This is a genomic window from Streptomyces sp. CA-243310, assembly GCF_050936775.1.
In the GTDB taxonomy this organism is placed as follows: Bacteria; Actinomycetota; Actinomycetes; order Streptomycetales; family Streptomycetaceae; genus Streptomyces.
Genome location: NZ_JBNJMF010000002.1, coordinates 679,200 through 694,243, shown reverse-complemented (window position 1 = coordinate 694,243; position 15,044 = coordinate 679,200). Strand labels below are relative to the sequence as shown.

Sequence of the window (15,044 nt, the reverse complement as noted above, 5' to 3'; positions counted from 1 at the left end):
CCCCGGGGCGGGCACCAGGGTGGTCGAACACCCCCTGACATGCGATTAACGTACGACCCATGGCATTTCGCGGCGCGTTGAGGCGTACGTACACCTGCATCGCCGCGCACACACCGTGGTCGGCGTGGGCCCGCCGCAACACCGCCTTCTGCGCGGCCGCGATCCCACCCGCCCTGCCCGTCCTGCTCGGCGTGGTCTTCCTGTGGGCGTGGCCACGCAGCGCCGTCCCGCTCCTCCTCGCCCTCGCCTGCGGTCCCCTCCTCACTCGGCTCCAACGCAGCCGCTTCCGTACGTTGGCGGACCGGGACGTGCCGGAGGTCGCCCGCGCACACCCCCGGCACACCGCGCGCGGCCTCGCCGAACGGCTGACGTCCGGGTCGACCTGGCGCCAGTACGGCTACCACCTGCTGGCCGGCCCGGCCGCGGCCCTCGGGGGAGCCGTGCTGGTCCTCCTCTGGATCGGCGGCTTCGCCTGCGCCTCCGTGTACGCCTGGTCCTGGATGCTGCCCACCGACGACCCGGAGTTCGGGCAGGGCGTGTCGAGTTCGTACGACACCCTCACGGTCGCCGGGGCCCTGCTGTTGCTCGCCGCACCGTGGTGGGCGGCGCTCCTCGCCCGACTGGACCTGCTCGCGGGCGCCGCACTGCTCGGGCCCAGCCGCTCGGGGGAGTTGCTGCGCAGGGTCGAGGACCTGGCCGAGAGCCGGGCGGGCGTCCTGGACGCCGCCGACCTCGAACGTCGGCGCATCGAAAGGGACCTGCACGACGGAGCCCAACAGCGCCTGGTGTCCCTCGCCATGAACCTCGGCATCGCCCGCGCCACCCTGACCGATCTGCCGCCCGAGGCCAGGGCCGTCATCGACGAGGCGCACCGCGAGGCGAAGGAGGCCATCGAGGAACTCAACAGCCTGGTACGGGGCCTGCACCCGGCCGTGCTGGAGGACCGCGGGCTCGACGCCGCGCTCTCCGGGATCGCGGCCCGCGCCCCGCTCCCCGTCGAGCTGGCGGTGGACGTCGCCGTGCGCCCCGGGTCGACCATCGAGGCCGTCGCCTACTTCGTGGTGTCCGAGTCGCTCGCCAACGTCGCCAAGCACGCCCGTGCCACCCACTGTTCCGTGCGGATCCGCCGGGTTCCGGGGCGTCGGGAAGACCTGCTGCGCGTCGTCGTCACCGACGACGGGGTGGGTGGAGCCGACCCGGCGGGCGGGACCGGCCTGACCGGACTGCGCAAACGCATAGGGTCCGTCGAGGGAACCATCATGATCGAAAGCCCTCCCGGGGGCCCGACCGTCGTCACCGTGGAGCTGCCGTGCGTGCTGTGATCGCCGAGGACTCCGTCCTTCTTCGCATAGGACTCGTCAAACTCCTCGACATGGCCGGATTCGAGGTCGCGGCCGAGGTCGACGACGGCGAGGCCCTGCTCGCGGCCGTCGAGGAACACAAGCCGGACCTCGCCCTGGTCGACGTGCGGATGCCGCCCGACTTCACCGACGAAGGCGTCCGTGCCGCGCTCGTGATCCGCCGCCGACACCCCGACACCGCCGTGTTGCTCCTCTCCCAGTACGTCGAGGAACGCTACGCGGCCGAACTGCTGACCACCCAGGGCGGCACGGGCCTCGGCTACCTCCTCAAGCAACGCGTCGCCGACGTCGAGGAGTTCGTCTCCGCGCTGCGCCGGGTCGCGGCCGGTGGCACGGCACTCGACCCACAGGTCGTCGCCCAACTCCTCCTCCGCCGCGGCGGGGGCACGGACCCACTGGAGCGGCTCACCCCCCGCGAACGGGACGTCCTGGCCCTGATGGCCGAGGGGAAGTCCAACGCCGGGATCGCCGCCGAACTCGTGGTGAGCGAGAGCGCGGTGGCCAAGCACATCAACAACATCTTCGCCAAGCTCGACCTGCCGCCGGCCGACGGCGCCCACCGCCGGGTCCTCGCCGTCCTGCGCTTCCTGGACGGCACGTCGTGACCGACACCGCCGCGACCGGCACCGTGGGGACCGGGACGGCCGCGCCGCGGGCGGGCCGGCGCACGGCATGGCTCGCCGCCGCGTGGCTCGGCGCCGTGCTCGTGGTGATTCCCGCCGCCTGGCAGGCGTGGACGTACGCGAACACGCGGCAGGGGAGCACGTCCGGGAGCAGCGCCGGTCGACCGGTGACCGCGCTGGAGATCGTGGCGGGCGGTTACGACGTCACCGTCACCCCGCGCGCGGACCGGCAGGTCTCCTACCGGGCGGACCTCGGCTGGTCGTTCCGACGACCCACCATCGAGGAGAGCCTGCTCGGGGACACCCTGCGGCTCACCCCGCACTGTCCCGGCGGCACCGGCGACTCGGGCCTTCCCGGCCTGGGCTGCTCCGTGCGGCTGTTCGTGACCGTGCCCGCCGACATCCCGATCAAGGTGACCGCGGGCTCCGGCCGGGTGGACATCGGCGGCCTGGGCGGCGCCGTCGACGCGGACGTCGACTCCGGCGCCCTCCACCTCACCGGGCTGCGCGGCCCGGTACGCGCCCGCGTCGGATCCGGGCAACTGGACGCCACCGCCCTCACCTCCCCCCGAGCCGAACTCCGGGTGGGCTCCGGCCGTGCCACGGCCGCCTTCCTGACCCCGCCGGAGCAGGTGACCGCCCGCGCGGGCTCCGGCCGGGTGGACCTCATCTTCCCGACCGCCACCCGCTTCCGGGTCGACTGCGAGGCGGGCGTCGGCCGTTGCGAAGTGGACGGGGCCCTGCGCGATCCGGCCGCCTCGGGCACCCTGACGCTGTCCGCCGCATCGGGCCGGGCCCATGCCGGGTACGCCGGCGCCCCGGACCCCTCGGCACCGGAGGAGCCCTCGACTCCGGACCGGTGACCAAGTCCGCGCCTCGGAGGCATCGTTGCCGGCCCTCCGAGGAATCAGGCCGAGGCGCGGCGCACGAGGACGGTCGGGGTGATCACCGGGCGCGGGGTTTCGGGAGCCGCCCCGGCGCGGTTCAGGGTGTCCAGCAGGAGACGGGCCATCAGCCGGCCCATTCCCTCCACGTCCTGGCGCACCGTGGTGAGCGGCGGATCGGCCGCCTCCGCCACCAACTCGGTGTCGTCGAAGCCCACGAGCGCCACGTCCCCGGGCACCGACCGGCCGCTTTCGCGCAGCACGGCGAGTGCCCCCGTGGCCATCAGGTCGTTCGCCGCGAACACCGCGTCGAGCGCCGGACGGCGGTCCAACAACTGCCGCATCGCACGGGCTCCGCCCGCCGAGGTGAAGTCCCCCTCGGCGGTCAGCGCGGGGTCGGCGTCGCGCAGTACGTCCCGATAGCCGTAGAGCCGGTCGGCCGCCGACGTCTGGTCGAGGGGGCCCGCGATGTGCGCGATGTGGCGCCGCCCGAGGGAGAGCAGATGGCGTACGGCCTCCCGCGCGCCCCCGCGGTTGTCGGCGTCGACGTACACGACGCCGAGGTCCCCGGATCGGGCCGTCCAGCCCGGACGCCCGCCGTAGACCGTGGGCATGCCGATACGCCGGGTGATGTCGGGGAGCGGGTCGTCGGTGTGCAGGGAGAAGGCCAGGGCGCCGTCGACGTGCCCGCCGGCCAGGTACCGCTCGATCCGGTCGTAGTCCCCGCGATCCTCCACGAGGAGCAGGACCAACTGCTTGTCCTGTTCCGTGAGTTCCTTGCTGATCCCGCGCACCTGGCGGGAGAAGAAGGGGTCGGAGAAGATCCGGACCTCCGGTTCGGCGATGATCACGGCCACCGCACCGGTCCGGCGGGTGACCAACGTGCGCGCCGCCGGATTGGGGACGTAGCCCAGTTCCAGGACGGCCTTGCGGACCCGGTCCACCAGGTGCGAGCGGACCCCGTCCCCGCCGTTGACGACGCGCGACGCGGTGGCTCTGGACACCCCCGCCCGCGCGGCCACGACCTCCAGCGTCGGTCGGTTGACGGGAACGCGTTGCTGTTCGGGCACGTACGCTCCCTCATGCGTGACCGCGGGCGGTTGCCTCGCCGGGCAGCAGGCTAACCCGTACCGCCGGGAGCGCGAGGGCGCTCCCGGCGAATTCAGGTCGTACGGGGCGGTGCCGAGGAGGCGTCGCAGGAGGGATTGAGGGACGGGCGTCCGGCCGTCGGGACCGCGGCCCCGGGATCGCCGGGCAGGGTGCGGGGGGCGCTGAAGCCGCTGTGCCCCGGACTCACTGCGTGCGGCTTGCCGCCGCTACTTGCAGAACTTCGAATTCAGCGCGGCCGTCACGCCCGCGTTGAAGCCCTTCTCGAAGTTCGGGTCGACAGCCTGGAGGTTCTGGTTCGCGTTCGGCTTCTTGCACAGGTCCTTCGTGGCGCTGAAGCCCTGGGTGAAGCCCTTCTTGAACTGGTCCTCGGTGTCCTTCTGTTCGGCCTGCTTGACGGTGCCGCACTGGGTCCTGCCCTTGTTCCCTTCCTTCACGGAGAACGAGCTGCCGGCCTTCTGGGCGATCAGCTTGAACGTGCCGTCCGCGCTGGTCCGGATCTGCTTGTTGCCGTTCCTGGACAACACGAGTACGTCGACGGCCGGTTTGAAGCCGTTTCCCTTGACGTCCACCCGGTTGCTGGCGACGGTGTTGGCCGTCACGGTACACGTGGCGGAAGGCACCGCCGCTTGCGCCGGGGCGGCCACGAGCGCCGCCGACCCCAACGCCAGCATGGACACTCCCACAGGGGCGACCACGGCCATTCGCATACGCCGATTCATCGTTTCTCCTCTCGTCGAGGAGATCACGGGCAGCCCGGCAGCCGAATGTCGCCGAGCCCCGAGAGGCGGGTCCGCCGAGCGGACCTCTTCGAGCGGGATCCTGGCCCCGACCCGCACCCTCGCACGGCCTGCACCTCACCGGCGCCGACCCGGGTGATCTCACGAGATGCCTCCATCGTCCCGCCGTCGGCCCGTCGTGTCGACCGGGGCGAGCGCCGGCTGGAGGAACCGGCCGGGCACCGCCCCCCGGGCCCCGATGCGCCCGCCGCATCCGTTCAGGCGCGGTAGAGCGCCCGCGCCCGGTCCAGGTCGACCGAGCCGTCCTCGGGCAGCGCGAGGAAGTGCTCCAGCTGCCAGGCCCGGGTGCGTTCGGCCTGTCGACTGGTCGGCACCGCCCACGGCGGATAGACGCGAATTCCCCGCTTCCCGCCGACGCCGTCCCGGGACACGACGTCCCGCGCGCGGAGCACGGACCACGGGAAGACGAACTGCCCGTGGTTCGCCCCGTCCCGGCTGTCGATGACGATCAGGTCGACCCCGTCGCCCGTGTCGAAGGGCCGGATCGGTCCCTCCTCGGACCGTTGCCACACCGTGACGAACTGACCCACCTTGGTCGGTGTCGTCCTGGCGGCCCGGAACCTGACCGAGCGGCCGTCCACGGAGAGCGCGTACGCCTCGTAGTCCGCGCTCTCCTCCTCGGCGACGGGCAACGGGCAGTCGAACCCGCACGGGTCGTAGACCAGGGACTTCGCCGCGACGAGTCCCTCCGGTACGGGGGCGGTGGTCGGGTCGTGCCAGGGGTGAGCGGGTGTTTCGCGGTGAGCGGTCATGCCCCGATCCTGCCACCCGCCGGTGACACCGGCCCGGGGGCCCGACCCCGCACGTCGGGCGCTACCGCGCGGCCACGCCCCGGGAGAACTTCTCCCACTGCGCGGTGACGATCTCCCCGGGCACCCCGCCGAAGTCGTCCACGCCGAGCATCTCGGAACGGAAGGACAGGGTGACCGCGTCGGACCGAACCAGCGTCAGATACGTGTACAGGGACGCGTTCTTGTCCTTCACGTCCTGCACGACGATCCGATAGGCCTGCGCCTCGTCCCCCAGCTTCGGCGCCGGCACCGGCTCCACTCGAAGCACCTTCGCGTCGACGACGGTGCGCTCCTCGGTGTAGCCGGCGGCGCACCGCCTGCCCGCTTCGGCCAGTGACTTCATGACCGAACCGGCCGCGCCCGCGTCCTTGTACGAGCGCAACTGCACGTCGGTGTCCACGCCCAAGACCTCGTCCGGCACGCTGACCGGCACGTAGGCCTGCGCCGTGTGACCCGCCCGGCCGAGGCCCGTGAGGGGTTGGCAGACCGCCGGAGAGGCGTCGTAGATCTCGTCGAACGGCTCGTCGAGCAGTGCCAGGTCGGCCTCGTACGGACCGGCCTTCTCTCCCAACGCCAACACCAGGCCCTTGAGCCGTTCCGCGTCCGGTCCGGCGGTACCGGCCGGGCTCGGGGTTCCGTCCGGCGCGGACGCGGTGGCGGTGCCTCCGGCGGGCGTCGCGCCGCCGGTCGCCCGCGGGCCGGCGCCCGACGCGGCGGCCTTCGCCTTCCCGCCCGACCCGTCCCCGTCCGTCTCGCCGGATCCGCCGCACGCGGCGCTCCCGAACAGCAGGGCCGTGCCCATGACGACGGCCGCCGCGCGTCCGACCCCGTTGTTCTTCCCCACCCCACGCATGTGCTGTCGCCCCCCGAAGGCTCGTACCGGAAACCTGATTGTGCAGTACGCCGGGCGGCCCTCCCACACGGGCCCACCCTCAGCTCCCGAGGATCCCCTGAAGGTGGCTGACCAGCGCCTTCCCGGCCGGCAGGGTGAGGCGGGCCCCCAGGTGGCCGTCCGGTCGCACCACGAACAGCGTCGACTCACGGGCCCCGTAGAGCCGGGCGAACTCACCCCGTTCGTCGCGGTACGCCGGCAGGGGGAGGTCGTCGGCCGGGACGCCGTCCGCGAGGACGGCGCAGACGGTCGGCCGACCTGCCGGGAAGTCCGCGGCGAGGGTGGCGAGTTCGGTCATGGCGCCGGTGTTCGGGCCCGTGAGGTACAGCACGCACACGTGATCCCGGCCCCTCAGCACGTCGTACAGACGCAGCGGGTAGGCGGCGACGGCCGTGGCGAGGCCGCCGCAGTCCGGTGCCCGATCGCCCGGTTGCGGGCCGGCCGTCCCGTCGCGCTCGGCTCGTCCCACGATGGGGCTGCCGCGGTAGTCGACGAGCAGTTGGGCCTGGCGCATCATCACCGTCGCCGGGTCGCCCGGATCGGCCTGCACCCCCTCGGCGGCGTGCCGTACGGTGCGGCCGACGACCTCCGTGCCCACCGGCCGCCGCTCCGCGTCGTAGCTGTCCAACAGCGGCGGACGGGTGGCGCCTGCGACGGCCGCGGCGAGCTTCCACGCCAGGTTCCAGGCGTCCTGGATCCCGGTGTTCATGCCCTGCGCGCCGGTCGGCGGATGGATGTGCGCGGCGTCGCCGGCGACGAAGACCCGCCCGTCGGAGTATCGGTCGACGATTCGGTGGCTGATGCGGAACACCGAGGACCAGCGCATGGTCGACGCCACGGTCGGCTGCGGCGACATGCGGTCCAACACCGCCTGAATGTGTGCGAGTTCCGGAGCACGGCCGCCTTCCAGCCCGTGTGCGATCCCGTCGCCGGTCTGCGCGGCCGCGGACGAGAGCTCGGCCGGCACCGACATCGACACGCGGTAGCGGCGGACGCCGGGAAGCGGGATGCACACCAGTACGTCGTCCACGGCGCCCCCGTCGTCACGGTGCATGGCCCGCACCCCGTAGCCGTGGGGAAGGCTCCAGTCGACCTCGACGTCGGCCAACATGTACTCCTCGGGGAACGCGCCCCCCGCGAAGCCGAGCCCGAGCCCCTTGCGGACGACGCTGTGCGCCCCGTCGCAGCCCACCAGGAACCGGGAGCGGACCTCCTCCTCGGCGCCGGTCACGACGTCCAGCAGCCGGCTGGTGACCCCGTCGGCGTCCTGGGTGAACGACACCAGCTCCCTGTTCCGCTCGATGGCGGTCCCGAACCGGTTCAGGAACTCCTCCAGGATCCGCTCGGTCTCGTTCTGGGGGAGCGCGGCGAACCCGTACGGCACCTCGGGCGGCAGTTTCAGGTCGAGGCGGGGCTGCTCGACGCCGTTGACGTACGTGAGCTGCCCGCGCATCGGGACGGCCGCCTCCAGCACGGCGCGGACGAGGCCCGCCCGATCCCAGAGTTCCAGGGTGCGGGGCTGGATGCCGACCGCCTTCGCGTACGGCAGCCTCGCCGGGAGCCGGTCCACGAGACGACACCTCACCCCGCGCCGCCGCAGCTCCGCGGCCGCGGTCAGACCCACCGGGCCCGCGCCCACGACCAGTACGTCCGTGTGTCCGTCGGTGTGCGCCACTGGTGACTCCCCGGCCGAGTCCCCCTCGAGGAAGCAGGTCCCCTCCATGGTGGCCCGACGGCGGGAGCCCGGCCACCGCTCCCCGCCCCGTACCGTCGGCGAACCCGCCCGGGGCGGGCTCCCGCCCGTCAGTCGGTGTCCGTGCCGGCGGCCGCCTGACGCTGGCGCTTGCTCAAGGGGGCCAGGGTCATGTCCTCGGCGCGGGTCCTGAAGTGCTTGAAGGCGTAGCCGCGCTCGGACAGCCAGGCCTCGGCGGCCAGCTCGGCGCGTGCGGTGGCGTCGTGGATGTCCTCTTCGGCCTCGCCCGAATCCAGGAAGCGGAACGTATAGGAGTCCCGCGCCGTGATCTCGTACGTGAGGTGTCCCTCGGGGGTGAAGCCCGCGCGCAGCAGGTCGTGCTCCGGGGCGGCGGCCAGCAGTGCCGCGCGCTGCTCGTCGGTGAGCCGGACGAAGGAGCCTCGGACGGTGATGCGGAAGGTTCGGGTGGTCATCGCGTCAGCCTAGGTGGGGGACGTGGCGGGCGCACCGGGGTTTCGGATCCCGGGGTGGCCTTTCGGGAGCGGGGCGCTCCGGGTTCCCGGGGTGCGGGGGCCGCGTGGAGGGTCCGCCGCACCGGTCGGGTGACCGATGTCTCACGGTTCGACGATCGTGCGGGCCGCCGGGCTGCCGGGGCTCCGCCCTGCCGGCGCGTTCCGCGCCGTCCCGTCGCGGCGAACGGGACAATCGGCGCATCGGCATCCGTTCGTCCCGGCGGAAGCCGATTCGGCCGGCCCCACTCTCCCCACAACGCCCTCGCGGATCGATCGCGGGCCGTCCTGCGACGTCGGCGTGCGATCGGCCGACACGAACGAGCCGGCCGCGCGGTGCCGAGGGACCGTCGCCGGGTGCCCGGATCTTGCCGGCGGCACCTTCGTGCCCTCGACCACCCCACATGACGCCTTGTTGAGTCATGTCGCGCTTCAGGGCGATTCGCGTACTGAACGCGCTCTCAATGTGATGGAGGAGAATCCATGCGCATGATCCGAACGGCTCTCGCTCTCGGTGCCACCGCACTCGTGGTGACGGCCGCCGGCGTGAACCCGGCCGTCGCCGCGGAGCGGTCGCCGGCCCCGAAGGCTCCCACGTACTGCACCCTCGTCGTCGACACGGGCGAGGGCGGCTGTTTCGCGACCAGGGCCGAGGCCGCAGAACTGGGCGGCCAGGCCGAGTACAAGGACCTCGGCAGGATATGGAGCGACGCCAACTCGGGCGGCAGCGAGTTCACCTTCCGCGGCAGTGTCGGTTGCAACTGGCGCTACCCGGAGTTCAACGACCTCGGCAAGTGGGGTTGGAACGACACCGTCAGCTCGGCCCAGGGCATCACCTGCCCGATCACCCTGTGGGAGCACCGGGATTTCCGGGGCGCCAGTCAGACCTATCACGGCTACAACGCGTACGTCGGTGACGGCATGAACGACAAGGCCACGTCGGTCAGTTTCGACCTGCGCTGATCCGTCTGTACTGATCCGATTGTCCTGATCCGACGGGGCCCGGCGACCCGCACCGCCGCCGGGCCCCGTTCGCGCGGGGGTTCCGTCCATACGGCGTCCCGCCCGTGCAGTGCCGTTTCAGCAGTGAACTCCGCCACTCGAACAGGTGAGTTCGGGTGTGGCGCCGTGTCGTGCGGGGGGTTCCGGGGACTAGACCCATGGGTGATCACCTTTCCAGCGGGCACCCGGGGCGACGTCCTCGTGTTCCCGTGCTTTCCCTTGTCGCCGACCATGAGAAGGCCCCCTCGTGCACACCACCCCGCGCCGCATCGCCGCCACCATCGCCGTGACCGCCGCCCTCGCGTTCCTGACCGCCGCACCCTCCGACGCAGCCGCCGCCCGACGGGTCGATTCGCACTGCGGCACCTACATCTGCGTCCACACCGCGCACCACAACCGATTCGTGCAGGACATCACCGTGCAGACGAAGGACGGCCTGTCCGGCACCCTGCGCGCCTACTGGGGCAACTACCACAGCTCCCGGGTGAACGCCGCCTCCCGCCGTTGGGAGGTCGGCTACGAGCAGGCGGGTGCGAGCCTCGTGTGCGGCGGCCTCGAACGCGACGGCCGCAGCATCGAGGACGGCATCTGCGTGACCATCTGAGCGACGCGCGACCGACCGGCTCCGGGAACGATCCCGCCGTATCGTCCTGGCGGCGGGACCGCACCCGGAACCGGCCCGCCGTCACGCCGGCGCCGCGGCGTCCTCCCGGTAGCGACCCGGAGTCGTGCCGAACTCCCGGTTGAAGGCGTGCGAGAAGGCGTACGGAGTTCCGTACCCCACCCGGCGGGCGATGGCAGCCAACGAGTCCGGGGTGTCGCGGAGCAGGGCGGCGGCGGAGGTCAGCCGCCACCAGGTCAGGTAGGCCATCGGCGGCCGTCCCACCAGGGCGGTGAACCTGCGGGCCAGCGTGGGGCGCGACACCCCGGCCTCGGCGGCCAGACTCTCGTTGGTCCACGGGGCGGCCGGGTCCGCGTGCAGGGCCCGCAGCGCGATGGCCGTCACCGGGTCGCCGAGCGCCGCCGACCACACCCCCGCACCGTCCTCGACCATCCACGAGCGGATCATGTAGACGAGCAGCAGGTCGAGCAGACTGGGCACGGCGATCCCCGCGCCCGGCCGTCGGCCACTCAACTCTCCCCCCAACAGATCGATGGCGGACCGGAGTTCGGGATGACTGCCCACCCGGTTCGGCAGGTGCACCACGGTCGGCAGCTCCCGCATGAGGGGGTGGACCCGGCTGCGGTCCAACCGGTACTTGCCGCACAACAACTCCACCGCCCCGGCCTCGGACGACGGGTGGGGTGCCGGGACGCCATCCGTCCGCCAGTCCTCGAAGGGCACCGCCCGCTCCAGGCTCGCCGCGTCGGCCCCGACGTCGGCGATGAGGTGCCCCGTGCCGTGCGGGAGCAGTACCGCGTCGCCCGTTCCCAACCGCACCGCTTCCCCGCCCTCCGGGAGCAGGAGGCACGCCCCCTCCAGGACGACGTGGAATCCGGCGCCCTCGTAGGGAGCCAGACGGGTCGCCCAACCACCGCTCACCCGCACCCGGTTGGAGGAGGGCCGCCCCGTCCGGACGGTCGAGATCGCGTCGCTCACCACATCCATGACGCCAGCGTAGTCCGCGCGTCAGTGGTGAGAGCCCCGCGTATCCACATGAGCGCGAGGAGCATTGAGCGCCTCAACGAGCCCTCCTAGGATCGTGATCATGAAGAGCGAGAGCGAGCAGGGCATCGTACTGGGCGACGTCGAGGTCCTCCGGGTCGTCGAATGGCAAGGGGCCTTCGCGTCCGCCCTCGACGTCGTCCCGGATTCCGGGACCGAGGTGTGGAAGGAGAACGCGCACTGGCTGTCCCCGGACCACTGGGACCCGCGGACCGACCGGGTCACGGTCGCGCTCCAGACCTGGGTCCTGCGCAGCGCCGGTCGGACCATCCTGGTCGACACCGGCGTGGGAAGCATGCGCGAGCGACCCGGCGCGCCCGCGTTCCACCACAGGCAGGACGACCTCCTCGGCGCACTGGCCCGGGCCGGTGTCCGGCCGCAGGACGTGGACCTCGTCGTCAACACCCACGTGCACGCCGACCACGTGGGTGGCAACACCGTCGACGCCTCGGGGGAGTGGGCCCCGGCCTTCCCCAACGCGCGATACCTCGTCCCCGCGGCCGACGACTTCCACTTCGGCCCCGACAACGGGTACGCCCGGGGCCTGCGGGCGGATGACCGGCTGATCTACGAGGACAGCATCGCGCCCCTCCACCGGTCGGGCCAGGCCGTCCTCTGGGAAGGCTCCCACCGCATCGACGAGAACCTCGTGCTGGAGCCCGCCCCCGGTCACACCCCCGGCTCCTCCGTGCTGCGGCTGGCCTCGGGGCGGGACAGGGCGGTCTTCGTCGGGGACCTCCTGCACAGCCCCGTGCAGATACTGGAACCCTCCTGGAACAGCTGCTTCTGCATGGACGCCGGGCAGGCCGCGGCCAGCCGTCGCCGGATCCTCGAACGGGCCGCGGACCGGAACGAGTTGGTCGTTCCCGCCCACTTCGGCGGTGGTGGCGCGGTGGAGGTGCGACGGCAGGGCGCCGGTTTCACCCTGGGCGCCTGGGCGGATTTCGAGTGAGGCCGCCGGCGGGTGCCCGCCGGTGATGTCAGTCCCCGGACCTAGCGTTTCGCCCATGACCCACCCGATGAACGACGTCCTCGACGCGGTGCGCGCAGGTCGCACCGAGCGCCTCCCCCGACTGCTGGGGCCCCTCACCCCGGCCGAACGGCGTACCGTCCTCGGCGAACTCACCGCGTTGCGCCGGGAGGTCCGGGGGTGGGGCTGGGACCGCGGCTCCGAACGCGACCGGATTCGCGGCGGACTGCTCGTCGCGGGGGCCGGCTGCCACACCGGGGCCGCCGCCGCGGCTGCCTGGATCGGCTCCCGGGAACTGCGCGACTGGCGGGAGCCCCCCGCCGCGCTGATCCTCGAACTGCTCGCCGACCGGGACCCGGGGTGGCTGGGCGACGTCGCCCACCGCCTCGCGGCCCGGGCCGCGACGGCCGAGGCCGACTTCCCCCTGATCCGGGAACTGGTCCGGCTCGCCGGCTGCCCCGTCCCCACCACCGACGCGTTCGTCTCCGGCTGGGTCCGGTCCCTGGGTCCGCACGGACCGGGCGGCACCCGCCTCCCGCTGTCGGCGTCCCTGCGCCGCGATCCGTTCGTGCGCGACCTCGTGCCCCGCCTCTTCGAGACGGCCGAGCCCCCCAACGCCCTGCTCTGGTACGCCCACCCGCGATCCTCGAACCACTGGCCTGCCGAGCTGGCCGCCCTGGCGCAGGAGGGGATCATCGGGCGCGAGGAGCTGATCGACGGATGTGTCTCGCGGCTCCTGCGCGGCGGCCGACCGAACCAACTGCGCTTCTACCTGATCCTCCTGGAACGACTCGCCCTCACCCCGGACGAGGAGCGCACCCGGACCGCCGACTGGATCGCCATGGCCGCCGACGGGCCGTCCGCCCTCGCCGGACACGCGCAGCAGGTGCTCGCGCGCCTGACCGTGGCCGGTGAACTGCCGGCCGAGAGGCTCGCGGAGATGTCGGCCGCGGTGCTCTTCCGCCCGGAGAAGAAGCTGGCCCGTGCCCAACTCATCCTGTTGGGGAAGGCGCTGCGCCGCGCGCCCGACGACCGCCACCGGCTGCTGCCGGCCGTCGCCCACGCCTTCGGGCACGAGGACACCGCGCTCCAGGAGCGGGCGCTCGGGCTCGTCGCCGCGCACCTGCGGCCGCACGACGGCCAACTCCGCGCCGAACTCGCCCTGCGGAGCGATCTGCTGAGCCCCGGCAACCGGCTCGTCGCCGCAGGGCACCTCGGGGTCGCCGCGGCGGCCGAGGAGGAGCCGTACGAGGAGATCCTGCCCCCGCCGCCCCTCCGTCGCCGCGCTGCGGCCACCCCGCGGACCGTCGCCGAGACCGTCGAGCTGGTCGCCGCGCTGATCGGATCCCGAAGTCCGGACGCCGCCGAGTTCGAGACGGCGTTGGACGGTCTCGTCCGCCACGCCCACCGAGACCGGGCGGCCCTGGTCGAGGCTCTCGCACCGGTCCTGGCCGGCCGCGGCGCGCCGCCGAACCCGGCGGTCGAGAACGGCGGGCCGCACGGGGTGGAGCTGGTGGCCGCGGCGGTCCTGGGGCGGTTCACCCCGGATGAACTGCTGCCGGGCACGCGTCCGCACTCCCGCGGCTTCCACGACCCCTGCGTGCACGTCGCCCTGCGGGCGGTGATCGCCGCCCGGCTGAGGGAGGTCGCCCACCGCATGGTGACCACCCCGCTGCCGTTCCTGCTCGCCACGCCCACCTGGGAGACCGGAACGATCGAACCGGACGAACTGGTGGAGCGGCTCGGCGCGTACCGCCGGCTCGGCTTGGAGCCCGCGGAGGCGGACTTCGCCCAGGCGCTGCTCCGGGTCCGCCGCGACCCCGCCGTCGCGGCGGCCGCGACCGCCCTCGCAACCCGTCCCGGCGAGCGCCTCGCCGCATGGCTCACCACGGCCGGCGAGCCCCCGAGGCTGCTGCGCCGCACCCAGGGACCCGACCCGAAGGCCGCCCACCCGTGGTGGGGGCGGACGTGCGGGGCGGTGCGAAGGATCGTCATCGACACCCGCGAACGACTCGTTCTGCAGAAGGAGTTCCCGCCCGCGTTCCGCAGGCTCGGCCGCCCGGTCGACGACCACGGACGCCGCTGTTGGCACTGGCACGGCGACACACAGGCGGAGCGCATGGTGCTGCCGGAGGACCGCGAGACCCAGGCCGCCTGGCTGCTCCCCGACCTCACGGCCGGCGCCACCGGCGAGGAACGCGGCCCCGGCGCGCTGCTCCCGGGCCTCGCCGAGCTGGGCGGCCCGGCCGGCCCCGTACTGCACCTCGCCGTGGCCACCGGTCTCGGCTCCCGCCATGCCGAGGACCGGCTCGGCGCCGTCGACGCCCTGCTCGTCCTCGCGGCGCGGGGCGAGTCGGACCTGCCGCTGATCGGGCGGGACCTGGCCGAACTCGTCGGCCTGGGGACCGTGAAGGCGAACCGGCTCGCCGACTCCGCGCGCACGGCCGCCGCGACCGGTGCGTACGCCACCACCTGGACCCTGCTCGCGGGGGCGATCCCCGCCCTCCTGGCGCAGGATCCGGCCCCGCCCGGCACCGGCGAACTGCTGGCCGTCGCCGCCGACTGCGTGGAGCGCTGCAAGGTGGCCTCCCCGGACCCCGAGGGCCTGGCCGCGCAGGCGTCCCGCCCCGGTTCCTCCCGGCTGGTCGCGCAGGCCCGTCGCCTGCGCACGGCCCTGGCCGTGGCCGCCGCGTAGCCGGCCTGCGCCCGGGAGCCCGGGGGCACCCTCGACTGATGGACCATATGA

Annotated in this window: 14 protein-coding genes; 7 read left to right on the top strand and 7 right to left on the bottom strand. The window is 73.3% G+C overall.

All coding sequences use genetic code 11. The features are described from left to right. Positions 1-59: 59 nt before the first annotated feature. The 3 genes from ACQEVM_RS20650 to ACQEVM_RS20640 are packed head-to-tail and all read left to right on the top strand — an operon-like array spanning position 60 to position 2,847. Positions 60-1,322, top strand: coding sequence for a histidine kinase (locus ACQEVM_RS20650; RefSeq protein WP_433081152.1), 1,263 nt, complete (start codon positions 60-62; stop codon positions 1,320-1,322). Next, on the top strand, positions 1,310-1,966 hold the full coding sequence (locus tag ACQEVM_RS20645) for a response regulator (RefSeq protein WP_433081150.1): 657 nt from the start codon (positions 1,310-1,312) through the stop codon (positions 1,964-1,966). The genes ACQEVM_RS20650 and ACQEVM_RS20645 overlap by 13 nt, the downstream gene beginning before the upstream one ends. Next, complete coding sequence (locus ACQEVM_RS20640; protein WP_433081148.1) at positions 1,963-2,847, top strand: hypothetical protein; 885 nt, start codon at positions 1,963-1,965, stop codon at positions 2,845-2,847. Before ACQEVM_RS20645 ends, ACQEVM_RS20640 begins: the two co-directional genes overlap by 4 nt. Before the next feature lie 44 nt (positions 2,848-2,891). Here ACQEVM_RS20640 and ACQEVM_RS20635 read toward each other — a convergent pair whose 3' ends face one another. The 6 genes from ACQEVM_RS20635 to ACQEVM_RS20610 form a co-directional block, all read right to left on the bottom strand. Continuing rightward, entirely contained in the window at positions 2,892-3,938 is a 1,047-nt protein-coding gene (locus tag ACQEVM_RS20635; protein WP_433081146.1) for a LacI family DNA-binding transcriptional regulator, read from the bottom strand. A 246-nt stretch (positions 3,939-4,184) separates the two neighbouring features. After that, positions 4,185-4,697: a hypothetical protein gene (locus ACQEVM_RS20630; RefSeq protein WP_433081144.1), complete on the bottom strand. Its 513-nt coding sequence runs from the start codon at positions 4,695-4,697 to the stop codon at positions 4,185-4,187. Between the two features lie 275 nt (positions 4,698-4,972). Continuing rightward, the gene (locus ACQEVM_RS20625; protein ID WP_433081142.1) at positions 4,973-5,527 is read right to left on the bottom strand and encodes a MepB family protein; all 555 of its coding nucleotides are present in this window, start codon (positions 5,525-5,527) and stop codon (positions 4,973-4,975) included. A 61-nt stretch (positions 5,528-5,588) separates the two neighbouring features. Further along, entirely contained in the window at positions 5,589-6,419 is an 831-nt protein-coding gene (locus ACQEVM_RS20620; RefSeq protein ID WP_433081140.1) for a hypothetical protein, read from the bottom strand. A gap of 79 nt (positions 6,420-6,498) precedes the next feature. Beyond that, positions 6,499-8,181: an FAD-dependent monooxygenase gene (locus ACQEVM_RS20615; protein WP_433081138.1), complete on the bottom strand. Its 1,683-nt coding sequence runs from the start codon at positions 8,179-8,181 to the stop codon at positions 6,499-6,501. 80 nt (positions 8,182-8,261) lie between these two features. Beyond that, a complete protein-coding gene (locus ACQEVM_RS20610; protein WP_433081136.1) occupies positions 8,262-8,624 on the bottom strand; it encodes a DUF6204 family protein in 363 nt (120 codons plus the stop codon). A 519-nt stretch (positions 8,625-9,143) separates the two neighbouring features. On the opposite strand from ACQEVM_RS20610, the gene ACQEVM_RS20605 reads away from it, so the two are divergent. Beyond that, positions 9,144-9,623 (top strand): hypothetical protein, encoded by a 480-nt coding sequence (locus ACQEVM_RS20605; protein WP_433081134.1) that lies wholly within the window; start codon positions 9,144-9,146, stop codon positions 9,621-9,623. A 286-nt stretch (positions 9,624-9,909) separates the two neighbouring features. Continuing rightward, positions 9,910-10,266: a hypothetical protein gene (locus tag ACQEVM_RS20600; RefSeq protein ID WP_433081132.1), complete on the top strand. Its 357-nt coding sequence runs from the start codon at positions 9,910-9,912 to the stop codon at positions 10,264-10,266. 81 nt (positions 10,267-10,347) lie between these two features. Here the strand turns inward: ACQEVM_RS20600 and ACQEVM_RS20595 are convergent, their stop codons facing one another. Further along, complete coding sequence (locus ACQEVM_RS20595; protein ID WP_433081130.1) at positions 10,348-11,271, bottom strand: AraC family transcriptional regulator; 924 nt, start codon at positions 11,269-11,271, stop codon at positions 10,348-10,350. A 100-nt stretch (positions 11,272-11,371) separates the two neighbouring features. On the opposite strand from ACQEVM_RS20595, the gene ACQEVM_RS20590 reads away from it, so the two are divergent. Further along, positions 11,372-12,280, top strand: coding sequence for an MBL fold metallo-hydrolase (locus ACQEVM_RS20590; RefSeq protein ID WP_433081128.1), 909 nt, complete (start codon positions 11,372-11,374; stop codon positions 12,278-12,280). A gap of 55 nt (positions 12,281-12,335) precedes the next feature. Next, a complete protein-coding gene (locus ACQEVM_RS20585; RefSeq protein ID WP_433081126.1) occupies positions 12,336-14,993 on the top strand; it encodes a DUF6493 family protein in 2,658 nt (885 codons plus the stop codon). Positions 14,994-15,044: the final 51 nt, after the last annotated feature.